Origin of the sequence: Rhodococcus sp. IEGM 1318 (assembly GCF_033142465.1) — a bacterium.
Taxonomy (GTDB): Bacteria; Actinomycetota; Actinomycetes; order Mycobacteriales; family Mycobacteriaceae; genus Rhodococcus_F; species Rhodococcus_F qingshengii_B.
Map to the genome: position 1 here is coordinate 102,101 of NZ_JAWLSC010000014.1, position 16,970 is coordinate 119,070.

Genomic DNA, 16,970 nt, shown 5'->3' on the forward strand with positions numbered 1-16,970 from the left:
TCACATCGTTATCGTCGGCGAATAGACGACTATTCATTTCTCGGAGGGACAGTCGCTGTGATGCCCGTTCATTTGCGCGACAGCGCAATACCCAAACATGAGCAGTTGCGCACCATTCTCTTGCGTAAGTGCACCCAAGAACTCCAGCCTGGCGACTTGATGACCAGCGAGCGAAACCTGATGCAGGACTACGGTGTCAGTCGGATCACCGTTCGTGAGGCAATCGGGCAACTGGTCAATGACGGACATCTCGTGCGTGTGCGTGGCAAGGGCACCTTCGTGGCGCACCGTGCCGTCCAGTCCAAGCTGCACCTTGCGTCTTTTACCGAGGAAATGCGCGCCCAGGGGCACCATCCCACGACAGTGGTCCTGGTCAGTGAGCAGGGGCCGGTCCCCGAAAACACTGCTGCCGCACTGAATATGCGACCGGGTTCCGACGGTTATCACGTCAAGCGCTTGCGCCTTGCCGACGGCGAGCCGGTGAGCGTGGACGACGGCTGGTTTAATCCCGAACTCTTGCCGGGTTTACTCGACATGGACTTGACGGGTTCGATCTACCGGGCAACCGCCGACAAATACGACAGGCCGATCGATCGGGCAGAACAGACGGTCAGTGCTGACGGTGCGAGTACGGAGATCGCGACTCTCCTCGGCACTCGTAAAGGCGCTCCGGTTCTGTACTTCGATCGAGTGTCGTTCAGCGAGGTTGCGCCGGTCGAGCACACTCGCAGTTGGTACCGATCCGACCGCTACCAGTTGCAAATGGAAGTCCAGGGTCAAGCGCGGCCAAAGACACGGGGCGACCAGTAGCAATCGTTCGAAGCGAAAGGGCGGGCACACCTTCCGGTGTGCCCGCCCTTTGCGTTACGCCGACCAGTCGAACAGAGTGTCGCCTGTGGAGACGTCACCACCGACGGAAGGGGATTCGACGGTGTCCGGTTTGGAATCCATCACCACTACCGGGCAGATCGCCGAGTAGCCGGTCGTGTCGATGTGCGCTGGATCGAAGCTGACAATGGGATCACCCGCATCGACGGTGTCACCCTCGGCGGCGATGAGGGTGAATCCGTCGCCTTCGAGTTTGACCGTGTCGATGCCGATATGGACCAGCACGCCCGTGGCCTTCTCGCCGAAGATTACAAATGCGTGGGGGTGTAGTTTGAGGATCTTTCCGCTGATCGGCGCCACGACCGTGAGCGGGCCCTGACCGCGGGCGGGTTCGATCGCGACGCCCGAGCCGACCATCTGCTGAGCGAACACCGGGTCCGGTACGTCAGCGAGTGCGACGACCCGACCGGGGAGCGGGGCGAGGACGACCGTCACAGGATGTCCTCGATGTCCTCGGCAAGGGTGTCGGCCTCGGGCCCGACGATGACCTGCACAACTGTCCCGGCCTTGAGTACGCCGTGTGCGCCGGCAGCCTTGAGAGCGGACTCGTTCACCTTCGCTCCGTCCTTGACCTCGGTACGCAGACGGGTGATGCAAGCCTCGATCTCGACGATGTTCTCTGCGCCGCCGAGGCCCTTGATGATTGCTTCCGCTTTCGACATTTGCTGCTCCTGATTGTCGGGTTGGTCGTGATCGTTGAACGGCCGTACAGGTGGGCTGACTAGTTGCTGGTCAAGGCTATCCCGGTTACGTATGTCACATTCGGGTGTTGACAACTCGCCTCCACCAGGTAAAACTACAACTGGTTATGACCGGACAGTACCCGTTGGAAGTCCGGCTCCACAACAGTTTCGACAAAACGGTTTTGCCCTCACCTTCCGAGCATGAACCGTGACCTGCATTTTCACGAAACCTGCACATGCACGACACCCGAATTTCCAGAACCAGCGGCCGATCGCGACGCGGCCCGGCGAACGAAGAAGGTCCTTGATGACTGTCGAAGACACCCCGAAGAAGGAATCGAAAGTGTTCGCCGGGGTTCAACGCCTCGGTCGAAGCTTGATGCTTCCGATCGCCGTTCTGCCGGCTGCGGGAATCTTGCTCCGCCTCGGCCAGGACGACCTGCTCGGACGATTCAGTTCCATGCACAGTGCCGCGGCAGTGATCTCTGCGGCAGGGCAAGCAGTCTTCACGTGGCTGCCGCTGATCTTCGCCGTCGGTATCGCGATCGGCTGGGCCAAAAAGGCCGACGGCTCGACCGCCTTGGCAGCCGTCGTCGGCTACATGGTGATCGACGGTGTGTTCAAGGCGATGTCGCCGATCGTCCTCGAAGGGAAAACCGACCCGAACGGGGATCAATCCCTGATCAACTACGGTGTGCTCGCCGGCATCGTGATGGGCTTGCTGTCGGCGATCTTGTGGCAGCGGTTCTATCGAACGAAACTTCCCGATTATCTCGGATTCTTCAACGGGCGCAGGCTCGTTCCCATTCTGACAGCGATCACCGGTCTCGTCGTCGGCGTCCTGATGGCATTCGTGTACCCGTTGTTCAACTCCGGCCTCAACTGGGTCGGTGAAGCAGTTGCTTCCAATACCGTTGTGGGCGGCGGCATTTACGGTGCAGCGAACCGCCTCCTGATCCCCACCGGCCTGCACCACATCTTGAACTCTGCCGTGTGGTTCTTGATCGGCGACTACCAGGACGGGAGCGGGCAGATCGTTCGCGGCGACCTCAACCGGTTCTTCGCCGGTGACCCCTCCGCCGGTACGTTCATGACCGGCTTCTTCCCGATCATGATGTTCGCCCTCCCCGCTGCGGCCTTCGCGATCTGGCGCAACGCCAAGCCTTCTCAGAAGAAGCTCGTCGGCGGCATCATGCTCTCCACCGGCCTGACCGCCTTCCTCACCGGTATCACCGAGCCGCTCGAATTCTCCTTCATGTTCGTCGCGTGGCCCCTGTACGTCATCCACTCGCTCCTGACCGGAACGTCGATGGCCTTGGTCAATGCGCTGGGGATTCACGACGGATTCACGTTCTCTGCAGGCTTCTTCGACTATGTGTTGAACTTCGGCAAGGCAACCAACGCATGGATGTTGATCCCGATCGGACTCGGCTACGCCGTGATCTACTACTTCCTTTTCAGCTTCGTCATCAAGAAGTGGAATCTGCGCACGCCAGGACGAGAAGAAGAGGTCGAGGTGGCAGCAGGTGAGCCCGACCCCGCGCTGCTCGAGGCCGAACTGGCACTTGCTGCCGAAGGTGACAGCCGCACCGACGCCCCGCTCGTCGCCGAACTGGAAAACAAGCTCGACAAGGAACTGGAAGGACGCTGAACATGGCGATCGCAACCACGACAATCGGATCCCGAGTCGGACTCCACGCACGACCCGCAGCGCTCTTCGCGCGCGCCGCTGCCGACCTGCCGGTAGATGTCACCATCTCGCTCGGCGACGGCGAACCTGTCGATGCCTCCAGCATGTTGTCTGTCATGACTCTCGGTGCCGCATTCGGGGATTCGGTGACCTTGCGCGCTAACGGTGACGGCGCCGATGCTGCAGTCGGTTCGCTCGCAGAGCTTCTCGCATCCGAACTGGACGAAGCCTGATGACGGCGAGTGTGGACTACCGCATCGCGGGTATCGGAGTGAGCGCGGGTTCGGTCTGTGCGCCGTGGTTGCGATTCTCCACGCCTGAGCCGACTTCGGCGTCGGACCCGATCACGGGCAGTCCCGAGGCGGAGCTGATCAGGATCCGTGAGGCACTGGACTCCGTCGCGGAGGAACTGCTCTCGCGTGCAAAGACAGTCGAGGGCGTCTCGGCGGAGATTCTGACGACGTCGGCTGCGATGGCGCGCGATGCGGGCATCGTGAAGGCGGCCAAGGCGAACCTGGAATCGGGGCTGCCGACCGCACACGCCGTCGCAGTTGCCTTCGACGCATTCTGCGAAAAGCTCACAGCGCTCGGCGGTTACATGGCCGAACGGGCAACCGATCTGCGTGATCTCGGACAGCGTGCGGTTGCCGTGCTCCGCGGTGAGCCGATGCCCGGAATCCCCACTCCGGGTCACCCGTACATCCTTGTGGCGCGCGACTTGGCGCCGGCGGATACGGCGACGCTGGGTGACAGCGACGCGGTCGGACTGTTGACTTCGGAAGGAGGCCCGACCAGCCATACGGCTATCTTGGCGAAGTCGCTCGGAATCCCGGCCGTGGTCAACTGCTCGGGAACCGACCTGCTGATGGAGGGCAAACTCCTCATCCTCGACGGCACCACCGGGACGGTCACCATCGATCCCTCGGAAGAAATGCGCGAGCGCGCTGTCCGTGAAGCATCGTTCGTGGCTGAGCAATCGGCTTCGGCGCATGGTCCAGGACGCACGCGTGACGGGTTCGCGGTGAGGTTGTCGGCCAACATCGGAACCCTCGAGGACGCCGCGCGGGCCGGGGCGGCGGATTGTGAGGGCGTCGGACTGTTCCGTACCGAATTCTCGTATCTCGGGCGTCACGACGCTCCTTCGGTGGAGGAGCAAGCGCAGATGTACGCGTCGGTGCTGGGGCACTTCGCCGGACAGAAGGTCGTGGTCCGCACTCTCGATTCGGGTTCGGACAAGCCGTTGCCGTTTCTCGATCTCGGGGTCGAAGAGAATCCAGCCCTTGGTATCCGCGGACTCCGTGTCGGCGCCGTCTATCCCGACACACTCATCAGTCAGCTCGACGCTCTCGCGGCGGCAGGCAATGCGACGGGCGCCGATCTGTGGGTCATGGCGCCGATGGTAGCCACGGCCGACGAGGCGAAAAGCTTTGCAGAACTTGCGCGTTCGCGGGGCATCGGCAAAGTGGGAGCAATGATCGAGATTCCAGCTGCCGCGTTGCGGGCGCGGGACCTCCTGAGACATCTCGATTTCGTCAGTATCGGTACCAATGATCTGAGCCAGTACACCTGCGCCGTGGATCGTATGGCCGGAGGCCTGGCGCAACTGCTCGATCCGTGGCAGCCGGCGATCCTCGATCTGATCGCGATGGTCGGTCGGGCGGGCGTCGACGCCGGGAAACCGGTTGGCGTGTGCGGTGAATCCGCGTCGGATCCGCTGTTGGCTCCGGTTCTGGTGGGTTTGGGCGTCACGAGCCTGTCGATGTCGGTCCCGGCGTTGGGCGCCGTGCGCGCTCAGTTGGCGTCACTCGATCTGGCGGTGTGCAAGGACATGGCAGCGGCGGCGCGGGGCGCGCGAAACCCGAACGAGGGTAGAGCGGCCGTCGCGCGGATTCGCGAGTCCGCATGAGCACGCCAGGCTCGGCCACGGTAATCAATCCGATTGTTCTGCGGGGAACGGTGATCGGGTCACCGATCGGCAAGATTCACGACGGTGTTGTCGTCGTGGACGGTGAGAAGATCAGCTGGGTCGGCTCCGCAGCGGACTATGTCGCGTCGGCGCCCGTCTTTGCCATTCCGGAACGTTCCGACTCGTTGATCATGCCTGGACTGATCGATGTCCACAGTCACGGCGCAGCGGGTGCTGGTTTTCCGAACACCGACGCGGATGGAGCGAGCCGCGCGGCAGCGCATCATTGTGAGCACGGCACGACCGGAATGTTGGCCAGCCTGGTCTCCGCGCCGCGCGCAGATCTGGTGCGGCAAGCAGCGATGCTCGCCGATCTGGTCGAACGCGGTGAACTCCTGGGTATCCACCTCGAGGGGCCGTTCATCAACGGCGTCCGCTGCGGTGCACAGGATCCGGCGGCGATCATTCCCGGTGATCCGGTTCTGCTCGAAGCCGTGTGCGACGCCGCGCGGGGGACCGTACGGTCCATGACTCTGGCACCGGAGACCGAGAATTTCGAAGAGTTGCTCGCGATCATGCGTCATCGCAACATCGTGCCGAGTTTCGGTCACACCGATGCCGACGCGGCAACGACGTCGGCGCGCATCGATGCTGCAGTGCACGGGGAGTGGGGCGGTGAGATCAGCGCAACGCACCTCTTCAACGGCATGCCGCCGCTGCACCATCGATCGCCGGGCCCCGTAGCGTCGTGCCTGGCGGCGGCGGCGCGAGGCGAGATGGTGGTGGAACTGATCGCAGACGGAGTGCATCTTGCACCCGAGACCGTGTCGATGGTGTTCGATGCTGTCGGCCCGGACCAGATCGCCTTGGTGAGTGACTCGATGGCCGCCGCGGGAATGGACGACGGCGACTACCAACTCGGTGCGCTCGACGTCACCGTACAGGCGGGCGTCGCACGGCTCGCGACGACCGACGGCTCGGCCGGCGCGATCGCCGGAGGGACCGCGAGGTTGCTCGACGTGCTGCGCAGCACTGTCTTCGAAGGCGGCGTCGCGCTGGAAGACGCTGTCGCAGCGGCAACTCGGAGCCCAGCGCGTCTGCTCGGGGTTGGCGACCTGATCGGAACGCTGGCCGTGGGCTGCCGAGCCGACATCCTGGTCACCGATCGTCAATTGCGCCTGGGGCGTGTACTGCTCGGCGGAAAAGCCGCAGGAAAGGAACATTCATGGAAATCGTAATTCAGCCGACACCCGCGGAGGTCGACTCGACCGTCGCGGACATCGTCGACGGCTACCTCAGAGCTGGGGCGACGACGCTCGGGCTTGCAACGGGGTCGTCGCCGATCGGCACCTATCGTGAACTGGCAGCGAGGCATCGCGACGCCGAACTCGACTTCTCGCTTGCCCGTGCCTTCCTGCTCGACGAGTACCTGGGATTGCCGAAACGCCATCCGCAGTCGTACTACTCGGTGATTCGGTCGGAGTTCGTCGACCACGTCAACCTGGATCCGGCGATGGTGTCCAGCCCCAATGGTGAAGCGCCTTGCCCGGAGCAGGAGATCGCCCGGTACGACCAGAGCATCGCGGCGGCCGGGGGAGTGGACGTGCAGTTGCTCGGCATCGGCACCGACGGCCACATCGGCTTCAACGAGCCCGGATCGTCGTTGACCTCGAGAACTCGCGTGAAGACGCTGACCGAGCAGACCCGGATCGACAACGCACGGTTCTTCGACGGTGTGGACGACGTCCCACACCACGTGCTCACTCAGGGGCTCGGAACCATCAGCGATGCAAGGCATCTGGTGATGATCGCGACCGGCGAAGGCAAGGCCGATGCGATCGCCGCCGCCGTCGAAGGTCCGTTGTCTGCGTTCTGCCCGGCTTCGGTGATGCAATTGCATCGCCATGTCACCGTCGTGATCGACGAAGCCGCGGCCGGTTCGCTCAAACTGGCTGATTACTACCGGTACGCTCTCGAACACAAGCCGTCGTGGCAGTCCTTCTGACATGACCGTTTTGGAACTGGCTGTGCAGGACGTGCGGGGGGCGAGGATCGCCCGTTCGGTAGGAGCGACTCGAGTCGAGGTGTGTGCGGCCCTCGGCCCGACGGGGGGAGTGACGCCCAGCATCGGAGTGATCGAGGCGGCGTCAGAAGTGGGGATCGCGGTTCACCCGCTGATCCGTCCGCGCGCTGGAGGTTTCGTGTTCTCGCCCGACGAAGTGTGGGTAATGGAGCACGACGTCCGTGCTGCGGTGGCCGGTGGAGCTTCCGGTGTCGTGATCGGCGCTCTGACAGAGGACAATTTGATCGACACAGTCGTGCTGCGTCGGATCGTCGGATGCGTGGACCGGGCGAGGGTCGAGGTGACGGTGCATCGTGCGATGGATGTGGTTGCCGACCGTCTGACCGCGCTGGACGAACTGATCGACCTGGGCGTGACCCGCGTGCTGACCTCCGGGGGTGCAGACACCTGCAGCGAGGGGCTCGAAGAGATCGGACGAATGGTCGAACATGCCGCGGGCCGGATCCAGATCATGGCGGGTGGCGGAATAACCGTCGACGACATCGCGGCAATCACTGCCGTCGGCGTCGATGCGGTGCATCTCTCGGCACGCAAGGTTGTCGCAGCGTCCGGGGGCCCGGGCGGAGGATCGGACGGATACGACGTCACCGATGCCGGAATTGCGCGCGAGGCTGCGTTAGCGCTCCGCGCTGTGAGTGCTTAGAGAGCCCTGGGACTCCTTAACCACTCACGGCCCTTGGGCTCTAGACATACATGGACATCCAACTATAGGATGGTAGACATATTCACTGCTGCCTCTTCGGCGGTCCATACGAGCAAGGAACGGGTTAGCACAATGGTTGAAAATGCGACGGTTCACGAGTTGACGCACTTCGTCGGTGGCAAGCGTGTTCCCGGGACATCTGATCGATTTGCGGACGTGTTCGATCCCAACACCGGCAAGGTGCAGGCCCGCGTCCCCCTCGCGAGCAAGGCCGAGACCGAAGCCATCATCGCCAATGCCGAAGAGGCGCAGCTGGTGTGGGCGGCGTACAACCCGCAGAAGCGCGCCCGCGTGCTGATGAAGTTCCTGCAGCTCGCCCAGGCCGAGATGGATTCTCTGGCCCGCCTGCTTTCGTCCGAGCACGGCAAGACCGTCGCCGACGCCAAGGGTGACATTCAGCGTGGCCTCGAGGTCATCGAATTCGCCGTCGGCGCTCCGCACCTGCTCAAGGGTGAATTCACCGAGAGTGCCGGCACCGGCATCGACGTGTACTCCATGCGTCAGCCGCTCGGCGTCGTCGCCGGTATCACGCCCTTCAACTTCCCCGCGATGATCCCGCTGTGGAAGGCCGGTCCCGCCCTCGCCGCCGGTAACGCCTTCATCCTCAAGCCCTCCGAGCGTGACCCTTCCGTCCCGCTGCGCCTGGCCGAGCTGTTCCTCGAAGCAGGACTGCCCGCGGGCGTGTTCAACGTGGTCAACGGTGACAAGGAAGTTGTCGACGTCCTGCTCACCGACGATCGCATCAAGGCTGTCGGCTTCGTCGGCTCCACGCCGATCGCTCAGTACATCTACGAGACGGCCGCAGCTCACGGCAAGCGCGCACAGTGCTTCGGTGGCGCCAAGAACCACGCGATCGTCATGCCGGACGCCGACCTCGACGAGGTTGCCGACGCCCTGATCGGTGCCGGCTACGGCAGCGCCGGCGAGCGTTGCATGGCCATCTCGGTTGCCGTTCCTGTCGGCGAGGAGACCGCGGACGCTCTTGTCGCGAAGCTGAAGGAGCGCGTCGCGAAGCTCAAGATCGGTCGCAGTGACGACGAAGGTGTCGATTTCGGCCCGCTCGTTTGCCAGGATGCCCTCGACCGCGTCAACAACTACGTGCAGATCGGCATCGACGAGGGCGCAACGGCAGTCGTCGACGGCCGCGGCTTCACTCTCGAAGGCCACGAAGGCGGATTCTTCGCCGGCGCAACCCTGTTCGACAATGTCACCTCGGACATGCGCATCTACAAGGAAGAGATCTTCGGACCCGTCCTCCAGGTGGTCCGCGCTGCCGATTACGAAGAGGCGCTGCGTCTTCCGACCGAACACGAGTACGGCAACGGTGTCTCTATCTTCACCCGCGACGGCGACACCGCACGTGACTTCACCGCCCGCGTCAACGTCGGCATGGTCGGCGTCAACGTGCCGATCCCGGTCCCGATCGCCTACCACACGTTCGGTGGCTGGAAGCGCTCCGGATTCGGTGACCTGAACCAGCACGGTCCCGATTCCTTCCGCTTCTACACCAAGACCAAGACCGTGACGCAGCGCTGGCCTTCCGGCAAGAAGGAAGCAGGTCAGGAGGGTCGCTCCGTAGACTCCGCTCCTGACAACCACTTCGTCATCCCCACGATGAACTGATCGGAACACTTTCCATGTTTACTCTGACCGATGACGAGCGGGCGATTCGCGACACTGCCCGCGACTTCGCGGCCGAGCATCTGGCGCCCAACGCAGTGGAGTGGGATCAGACCAAGCATTTCCCGGTGGACGTCCTCCGTAAGGCGGCGTCCCTGGGGATGGGCGGTATCTACATTCGTGAAGACGTGGGTGGCAGTGAACTGAGCCGCGTCGACGCTGCCCGGATCTTCGAAGAGCTGGCCAAGGGCGATCCGTCGATCGCCGCGTACATCTCCATCCACAACATGGTCACGTGGATGATCGACCAGTTCGGCAACGACGACCAGCGCCGCAAGTGGGTGCCCGGACTCTGCTCGATGGATCAACTGGGCAGCTACTGCCTCACCGAACCCGGCGCTGGCTCCGATGCTGCTGGCTTGAGTACCAAGGCCGTTCGCGACGGTGACGACTACATCCTCAACGGCGTCAAGCAGTTCATTTCCGGCGCAGGCACTTCCGACGTGTACGTCGTGATGGCGCGCACCGGATCTGCGGGTGCCAAGGGCATTTCGGCGTTCATCGTGCCCAAGGATTCACCCGGACTGTCGTTCGGCGCCAACGAGGTCAAGATGGGCTGGAACGCACAGCCCACTCGTCAGGTGATCTTCGAAGACGTGCGCGTTCCCGCTGCCAACATGCTCGGTGAAGAGGGCAGTGGATTCCGCATCGCCATGAAGGGTCTCAACGGCGGCCGACTGAACATCGCCGCCTGCTCGGTGGGTGGAGCTCAAGCTGCGCTGGAGAAAGCGGTCGCATATCTGGTGGACCGCAAGGCTTTCGGTTCGGCGCTGATCGAGTCGCAGGCCCTGCAGTTCCAGCTCGCCGACATGCGAACAGAACTCGAAGCGGCCAGGACACTACTGTGGCGCGCCGCCGCAGCACTCGAAGACGGAGCGTCCGACGTCGTGGAGCTGTGTGCGATGGCCAAGCGCTTCGCGACCGACACCGGATTCGACGTTGCCAACAAGGCTCTCCAGCTTCACGGCGGGTACGGCTATCTTGCTGAGTACGGGATCGAGAAGATCGTCCGCGATCTTCGGGTTCATCAGATCCTCGAAGGCAGCAACGAGATCATGAGGGTGGTCATCGCGCGCAGCGTGGTCGCATCAGGTCAGGGAAAGCAGGGAGCAGCATGAGCGACGAGCTCGAGGTATTGATCGAAAAGCGTGACGGACTGGGGCTCATCACCCTCAACCGGCCCAAGGCGATCAATGCCCTCAACCATTCGATGGTCAAGGCGATGGCCAAGGCACTCGAGGAATGGAAGTCCGACGACGACGTCAAGGCAGTCGTACTCACGGGCGCCGGCGAACGCGGTCTGTGCGCGGGCGGCGACATCGTCTCGATCTACCACGACGCCAAGGACGGCAAGACCGGTTCGCTCGACTTCTGGCGTGAGGAGTACATCCTCAACTCCGAGATCGCGAACTATCCGAAGCCGTACGTCGCGATCATGGACGGGATCGTCATGGGTGGTGGCGTCGGAGTGTCCGCACACGGCGACATTCGCATCGTGACCGAGCGTTCGATGATCGGAATGCCCGAGACCGGAATCGGTTTCATCCCTGACGTGGGCGGAACGTACCTGCTCTCGCGTGCTCCCGGTGAACTCGGAACGCACATCGCGCTCACCACGGCGCGACTGAGCGCCGGGGATGCCATCGCAGCGGGCTTCGCGGATCACTTCATCCCGTCGGAGAACATCGAGACGTTCATCGCCGCTCTCGCGTCGTCCTCGGTTGCCGGCGCCGTGGCGCAGTACGCGGAGCCGGCTCCGGTGTCGGAGCTGTTGGCCCAGCAGAGCTGGATCGACGCCGCGTACTCGGCTGACGACGTCTCCACCATCGTCGAGCGTCTTCGCTCGAGTGGAATCCCCGAGGCGGAGAAGGCGGCGGAGCAGGTTCTCGGCAAGTCCCCGATCGCGTTGTCGGTGACCCTGCGATCCCTGCGACACGCCAAAGAAGCGGCAGGCCTGGAGGAGGTCCTCAACGAGGAGTTCCGGGTCTCGACGGCTGCGCTCGCCTCACACGATCTGGTCGAGGGCATTCGCGCTCAGGTCGTCGAGAAGGACCGAAACCCGAAGTGGTCGCCGGCAACTCTCGACGAGGTCACGGCAGAATCCGTCGATGCCTACTTCGCTCCGCTGGGCGACAACGAGCTCGGACTGACCCCCCAACCGCAAGGCAACTGATCACCGCCGAAGGAGCATCACTAATGAGCACCATTGGATTTATCGGACTCGGTCACATGGGTGGCCCGATGGCGGCCAACCTCGTCAAGGCCGGACACAAGGTCGTCGGTTTCGACCTGGCACCTGCGGCGCTGGAGCAGGCAGTCAAAGACGGTGCATCGGTAGCGGATTCGGCTGTCGACGCCGTTCGCGGTGCCGACGTCGTGATCACGATGCTGCCGAGTGGTAAGCACGTTCTCGGTCTGTACGAGGAACTGCTGCCGGTGGCGACACCGGGCACGCTGTTCATCGACTGTTCCACCATCGACGTCGCCGACGCCCGCGAGGCACACGACAAAGCCGAAGCGGCCGGTCACCGCAGCGTCGACGCACCGGTCTCCGGTGGAGTCGTCGGGGCTACCGCAGGCACGCTGGCATTCATGGTCGGCGGTTCCGAAGCTGACTTCCAGACCGCGTCACCGTTGCTGGACGTGATGGGCCGCAAGGTCGTTCACTGCGGCGACGCCGGTGTCGGCCAGGCAGCCAAGATCTGCAACAACATGATCCTCGGCATTTCGATGATCGCGATCAGCGAAGCCTTCGTGCTGGGCGAGAAGCTCGGCCTGAGCAACCAGGCGCTCTTCGACGTGGCGTCCAACGCCTCGGGACAGTGCTGGGCACTGACCACCAACTGCCCGGTTCCGGGACCGGTGCCCACCAGCCCGGCCAACAACGACTACCGGCCCGGCTTTGCTGTCGCGCTGATGGACAAGGACCTGGGTCTGGCCGCAAATGCGTTGCGCAACAACGGCGTCGATGCAGAGATCGGGCTCAAGGCCGCCGAACTCTACAGTCGCTTCCATGCCGCGGGCGGTGGCGGTCAGGACTTCTCTGCCATCATCAACGACATCCGTGACCGTTCGACCGAAGGACAGTAGTGACCGACTTCAACACCATCATCCTCGAGCGTAAGGGTCGCGTCGGCGTCATCACGCTCAACCGCCCGAAGGCTCTCAACGCGCTGAACTCCGAGCTGATGAACGAGGTCGTCGCCGCGGTTGCCGACCTCGAAGCGGACAACGGGATCGGAGCCATCCTGATCACCGGTTCCGAGCGCGCCTTCGCCGCCGGCGCCGACATCAAGGAAATGCAGTCCAAGACGTACATGGACGCATACGTCGAAGATTTCTTCACCCCGTGGGACCGCGTCGCAGCAGCTCGTAAGCCGCTGATCGCGGCTGTCTCCGGGTACGCGCTCGGTGGTGGCTGCGAGCTGGCGATGCTCTGCGATTTCATCATCGCTTCGGATACCGCGAAGTTCGGCCAGCCCGAGATCAAGCTCGGTGTCATTCCGGGTATCGGTGGCTCGCAGCGCCTTACGCGCGCAGTGGGCAAGGCCAAGGCCATGGAACTGTGCCTCACCGGTCGCAACATGGACGCAGAAGAAGCCGAACGTGCAGGCTTGGTTGCCCGGATCGTTCCGGCCGCCGATCTGCTCGACGACGCATTGAAGACCGCAACCACCATCGCCGAGATGTCGCTGCCCATCGCGATGATGGCGAAGGAAGCAGTCAACCGCTCCTTCGAGACCACCCTCGCCGAGGGCGTCCGCTTCGAGCGTCGGGTGTTCCACTCGACCTTCGCGACGGAGGATCAGAAGGAAGGCATGACCGCGTTCGTGGAGAAGCGGTCGGCAGAATTCAAGCACCGCTGAATTCGGGTACCGCTGAGTTCCGAAACAGCTGAAACTGCCCTCACACTCGTCGAGAGTGTGAGGGCAGTTTTTTGTGTGTACGGGTGGTCGGTTCACCACTTGGTCGGTGCGCCGCCGGTGTCGAAGTCACCCGCAGTCTTGCGAAGTTCAGTGAGGATCGTCACCAATTGCTCGAGCTTGTCCTGCTGGAGTCCGGGGTGAGCGAACACCTTGCTGTTGAGCATTTCGGTGGCTTCGAGGGCCAGCGCGCGACCCGCGTCGGAGATCTCGATGAGGGTCGCACGGCGATCGCTGGGATGCGGGACCCGCCTGACCAACTCCGCTTTCTCCAAACGGTCGACGGCATTGGTGACGCTGGTGGGGTGAACCTGGAGTCGGGCGCTCGCCTTGGCCATCGGGAGTGCGCCCGACCTGGTGAAGGTGAGAAGCGTCAGCAGTTCGTAGCGAGCGAAGGTCAACCCGAGCGGCTTGAGTACCTCTTCGACCCGCGCCATCATGATCTGCTGCGCACGCATCACCGACGTGACCGCCGCCATACCGTCGGCGACGTCGCTCCACCCGTGCTCCGTCCACTGACGATGCGCCTCTTCGATGGGGTCGAGGGGGAGCGGCGCGGGGGGAGACATAGGTTCGATCATCCCATGCTGCGAAGCGGTCGGGTGCCTTGTCTGATTGTGTGTCGCAGCCGCTTACGTCTGTAGAGTCCCACGGGTGATTTCAATCCTCGTAGCGGGTGGCGTCTCGTTGTTCGTCGCGCTCTTCCTGACTCCGTTTCTCATTCGTGTGCTTTCGCGGCAGGGGCTCGGGCACGAGATTCGGATCGAGGGTCCGCAGAGCCATCAGGGCAAGCGTGGCACCCCGTCGATGGGCGGCATCGCGATCATCGCAGGCATGTGGGCGGGCTACCTGGCGGCACACATCATCGGTTTCGGCTCGCGGCTACCGCGGCTGTCTGCATCCGGTTGGCTGGTTCTCGCGCTGGCGACGTCACTGGGAATCGTCGGCTTTCTCGACGACTTCATCAAGATCCGCAAGAAGCGCAATCTCGGGCTGAACAAGACGGCAAAGACTGTCGGTCAGCTGGCGAGTGCCATCATCTTCGGCATTTTGTTCCTGCAGTTCTCCAACAACAACGGAGTCACTCCCGGAAGCCAGTACCTGTCCCATGTTCGTGACATCTCGGTGTTCTCCATGGGTGCCATTGGATTCGTGGTTTTCTTCTGCATTCTGGTGTTCGCCTGGTCCAACGCAGTCAATTTCACCGACGGCCTCGACGGTCTCGCGGCCGGTTCGATGGGCATGATCCTGGGGACCTACGTCGTCATCGCCGGTTGGCAGTACCGGAACTCGTGTGTCCTCGAGCCTGCCGCCGGTTGCTACGACGTTCGTGACCCCCTGGATCTCGCTATCGTCGCTGCCGCGGCAGGCGGGGCGTGCCTCGGCTTCCTCTGGTGGAATGCCGCCCCGGCTCAGATCTTCATGGGCGACACCGGCTCCTTGGCGCTCGGCGGCCTGGTGGTCGGCCTGTCCGTCACGACGCACACCGAGCTTCTGATGGTCATCATCGGAGCCCTGTTCGTGGCTGAGATCCTGTCGGTGATCATCCAGGTTCTGGTGTTCCGATCGTCCGGCCGACGCGTATTCAAGATGGCCCCGATCCACCACCACTTCGAGTTACTCGGCTGGCCGGAAACCGTCGTGATCGCAAGATTCTGGATCTTCGTCGCGATCTCGTGCGTCCTGGGACTTGCCACGTTCTACAGCGAGTGGTTCTCCGCTGCCGGTTAGACCGATTCGCTCTTTCGGGTCGGATCGCTTTTCCGGGTCGTAGCCAGAAGAGCGATCAGACCGAGCGACACACACGCCGTCATCGTGACGGCCAAGGCCGTGCTCGTGTTTCCCAGCAGGCCGACGGCGGGCGCGATCGCCGCGCCGACACCGAACTGGAAGGCGCCGAGCATCGCCGCCGCAGTACCGGCCGCCTCGCCGTGACGAGCGAGAGCCAGTGCCGGGGCGTTGGGCAGAACGAACCCGATGGCACCGGCCATGACCCAGAGTGCGATCACGAATCCGGCGAGCCCACCCAGTTCCAGGACCGCGACAGTAATGACTACAGCGCCGGAGACAACCGCAGCCACGAGGGCCCACTTGGTGATCTGCTGAGGAGTCCACCGGTCGAGCAGCCGGACGTTGACCTGCGAAGCACCGATCAACGCGATCGCGCCCGCGCTGAAGAGCAGCGCGAACTCCTGTTGATTGAGGCCGTACTGGTCCTGATAGACAAACGATGCCCCGGAGACATACGCGAACAACGACGCCATGCCGACGCTGGAGACGAGCGTCAGGACCATGAACGTGCGGTCGCCGAGCAGCGAGCCGTAGGTGCGGAGAACCGACTTCAATCCGCTCGGGCGACGCTTTTCCTTCGGCAGTGTTTCGGACAGTCCGAACGCACCGATCATCGCCGTGCCGACGCCGATCAGTGCCAGGACGACGAAGATCCCGCGCCAGTCGAGGGCGACGAGGAGGGCGCCACCGATGCTGGGCGCCAGGATCGGCGCAACGCCGAGCACGAGCATCAGCCGGCTCATCACGACGGCAACGGTGTTGCCGCTGTAGAGGTCGCGGACGATCGCCATGGTGACCACTGCCGCGGCCGCCGCGCCCATGCCCTGGAAGACCCGCAGGATTCCGAGGACCGCAATGCTCGGTGCGAAGACCGCCAGCAGCGAAGCCAGGATGTGGACGCCGATTCCGGCCAGCAGCGGCTTCTTGCGGCCGAGCGTGTCCGAGAGCGGCCCGACCAACAGTTGGCCGAGCGCGAGGCCGATGAGGGTTCCGGTGATCGTCAGCTGAACCGTTGACGACGAGACTCCGAGATCGGCGCCGATATCCGGTAGCGCAGGCAGGTACATGTCGATGGTGAAGGGTCCGAGTGCCGTCATGGAACCGAGGGCCAGGATCTTTCCGACGCTCGGCTTACGCTCGATGGTGCTCGCCTCGAGCGGGGCTGCCTCTATCGGCGGGGCTGCCTGAACGTGCGGGGCGATGGCGGTGTTCTCGGCACTCATGAAACCTTCTGGGTTGTCTGGGTTTGGCGAACTGCTCGGTCGTTCGGGCGAAATTCGGGCCGCACTTCGTATGACCTGCGCCCACCGAGGGAGTCAGCATCGAGACTGACCGATTTGTTCCCGAAGGGCCCGCAGTTTTCCCAGAGACTGGAACGCCTTGTGGGATTGCGCTCGAATCATGCTGAGCGGAACTGTGGTTCGACGTCATCGCTCGGGGCAGAGTTGCTCACTGACGCGGGTGTGGCTGAGTGGCTAGGCACCGGCCTGCAAAGCCGTTCACACGGGTTCGAATCCCGTCATCCGCTCGGGCGTCGGGGCTGGCCCACACGGTCAGCCCCGATTCGTATTTGCAGGTGAGAGACTTAGAAACGCTGAGAATGCTGACCTTTTGCTGAGCGGC

At 63.3% G+C, this 16,970-nt stretch carries 17 protein-coding genes and 1 tRNA gene; 14 read left to right on the forward strand and 4 right to left on the reverse strand.

Annotated features, from left to right (window positions below):
* Positions 1-60: 60 nt before the first annotated feature.
* Entirely contained in the window at positions 61-810 is a 750-nt protein-coding gene (locus R4P65_RS27455) for a GntR family transcriptional regulator (RefSeq protein ID WP_317828860.1), read from the forward strand.
* A 54-nt stretch (positions 811-864) separates the two neighbouring features.
* Here R4P65_RS27455 and R4P65_RS27460 read toward each other — a convergent pair whose 3' ends face one another.
* Both R4P65_RS27460 and R4P65_RS27465 read right to left on the reverse strand, forming a co-directional pair.
* Positions 865-1,323: a glucose PTS transporter subunit IIA gene (locus tag R4P65_RS27460; protein ID WP_317828861.1), complete on the reverse strand. Its 459-nt coding sequence runs from the start codon at positions 1,321-1,323 to the stop codon at positions 865-867.
* The gene (locus R4P65_RS27465) at positions 1,320-1,550 is read right to left on the reverse strand and encodes a glucose PTS transporter subunit EIIB (protein ID WP_003941324.1); all 231 of its coding nucleotides are present in this window, start codon (positions 1,548-1,550) and stop codon (positions 1,320-1,322) included. Before R4P65_RS27465 ends, R4P65_RS27460 begins: the two co-directional genes overlap by 4 nt.
* 328 nt (positions 1,551-1,878) lie before the next feature.
* Here R4P65_RS27465 and R4P65_RS27470 point away from each other — a divergent pair, with 328 nt between their 5' ends.
* The 11 genes from R4P65_RS27470 to R4P65_RS27520 all read left to right on the forward strand — a co-directional run bounded on the left by R4P65_RS27470 (position 1,879) and on the right by R4P65_RS27520 (position 13,499).
* Positions 1,879-3,222 (forward strand): PTS transporter subunit EIIC, encoded by a 1,344-nt coding sequence (locus R4P65_RS27470; RefSeq protein ID WP_317828862.1) that lies wholly within the window; start codon positions 1,879-1,881, stop codon positions 3,220-3,222.
* Between the two features lie 2 nt (positions 3,223-3,224).
* On the forward strand, positions 3,225-3,494 hold the full coding sequence (locus tag R4P65_RS27475; protein WP_230817024.1) for an HPr family phosphocarrier protein: 270 nt from the start codon (positions 3,225-3,227) through the stop codon (positions 3,492-3,494).
* On the forward strand, positions 3,494-5,167 hold the full coding sequence (gene ptsP, locus R4P65_RS27480) for a phosphoenolpyruvate--protein phosphotransferase (protein WP_317828863.1): 1,674 nt from the start codon (positions 3,494-3,496) through the stop codon (positions 5,165-5,167). Before R4P65_RS27475 ends, ptsP begins: the two co-directional genes overlap by 1 nt.
* Positions 5,164-6,405 carry an N-acetylglucosamine-6-phosphate deacetylase gene (locus tag R4P65_RS27485; protein WP_317828864.1) on the forward strand — a complete coding sequence of 414 codons (1,242 nt, stop codon included), beginning with the start codon at positions 5,164-5,166 and terminating at the stop codon, positions 6,403-6,405. The genes ptsP and R4P65_RS27485 overlap by 4 nt, the downstream gene beginning before the upstream one ends.
* A complete protein-coding gene (gene nagB / locus R4P65_RS27490) occupies positions 6,393-7,172 on the forward strand; it encodes a glucosamine-6-phosphate deaminase (RefSeq protein ID WP_317828865.1) in 780 nt (259 codons plus the stop codon). The genes R4P65_RS27485 and nagB overlap by 13 nt, the downstream gene beginning before the upstream one ends.
* A 1-nt stretch (position 7,173) precedes the next feature.
* Complete coding sequence (locus R4P65_RS27495) at positions 7,174-7,893, forward strand: copper homeostasis protein CutC (protein WP_230817028.1); 720 nt, start codon at positions 7,174-7,176, stop codon at positions 7,891-7,893.
* 132 nt (positions 7,894-8,025) lie between these two features.
* Positions 8,026-9,576, forward strand: coding sequence for a CoA-acylating methylmalonate-semialdehyde dehydrogenase (locus tag R4P65_RS27500; RefSeq protein ID WP_317828866.1), 1,551 nt, complete (start codon positions 8,026-8,028; stop codon positions 9,574-9,576).
* A gap of 14 nt (positions 9,577-9,590) precedes the next feature.
* Positions 9,591-10,751: an isobutyryl-CoA dehydrogenase gene (locus R4P65_RS27505; protein ID WP_317828867.1), complete on the forward strand. Its 1,161-nt coding sequence runs from the start codon at positions 9,591-9,593 to the stop codon at positions 10,749-10,751.
* Positions 10,748-11,806, forward strand: a complete 1,059-nt coding sequence (locus tag R4P65_RS27510) for an enoyl-CoA hydratase/isomerase family protein (RefSeq protein ID WP_317828868.1) — start codon at positions 10,748-10,750, stop codon at positions 11,804-11,806. The genes R4P65_RS27505 and R4P65_RS27510 overlap by 4 nt, the downstream gene beginning before the upstream one ends.
* A 23-nt stretch (positions 11,807-11,829) precedes the next feature.
* Complete coding sequence (gene mmsB, locus R4P65_RS27515) at positions 11,830-12,723, forward strand: 3-hydroxyisobutyrate dehydrogenase (RefSeq protein WP_317828869.1); 894 nt, start codon at positions 11,830-11,832, stop codon at positions 12,721-12,723.
* A complete protein-coding gene (locus tag R4P65_RS27520) occupies positions 12,723-13,499 on the forward strand; it encodes an enoyl-CoA hydratase (protein ID WP_003941374.1) in 777 nt (258 codons plus the stop codon). Before mmsB ends, R4P65_RS27520 begins: the two co-directional genes overlap by 1 nt.
* A 92-nt stretch (positions 13,500-13,591) precedes the next feature.
* On the opposite strand, the gene R4P65_RS27525 is transcribed toward R4P65_RS27520, so the two are convergent.
* Positions 13,592-14,125, reverse strand: coding sequence for a MarR family winged helix-turn-helix transcriptional regulator (locus tag R4P65_RS27525; protein WP_054825961.1), 534 nt, complete (start codon positions 14,123-14,125; stop codon positions 13,592-13,594).
* An 85-nt stretch (positions 14,126-14,210) separates the two neighbouring features.
* Here R4P65_RS27525 and mraY point away from each other — a divergent pair, with 85 nt between their 5' ends.
* Complete coding sequence (gene mraY / locus R4P65_RS27530) at positions 14,211-15,287, forward strand: phospho-N-acetylmuramoyl-pentapeptide-transferase (protein WP_003941316.1); 1,077 nt, start codon at positions 14,211-14,213, stop codon at positions 15,285-15,287.
* Here the strand turns inward: mraY and R4P65_RS27535 are convergent.
* Positions 15,284-16,570 (reverse strand): multidrug effflux MFS transporter, encoded by a 1,287-nt coding sequence (locus tag R4P65_RS27535; protein ID WP_317828870.1) that lies wholly within the window; start codon positions 16,568-16,570, stop codon positions 15,284-15,286. The two genes, mraY and R4P65_RS27535, sit on opposite strands and share 4 nt — an antisense overlap.
* Before the next feature lie 234 nt (positions 16,571-16,804).
* Here R4P65_RS27535 and R4P65_RS27540 point away from each other — a divergent pair.
* A tRNA-Cys gene (locus R4P65_RS27540) sits at positions 16,805-16,875 on the forward strand.
* Positions 16,876-16,970 lie beyond the last annotated feature (95 nt).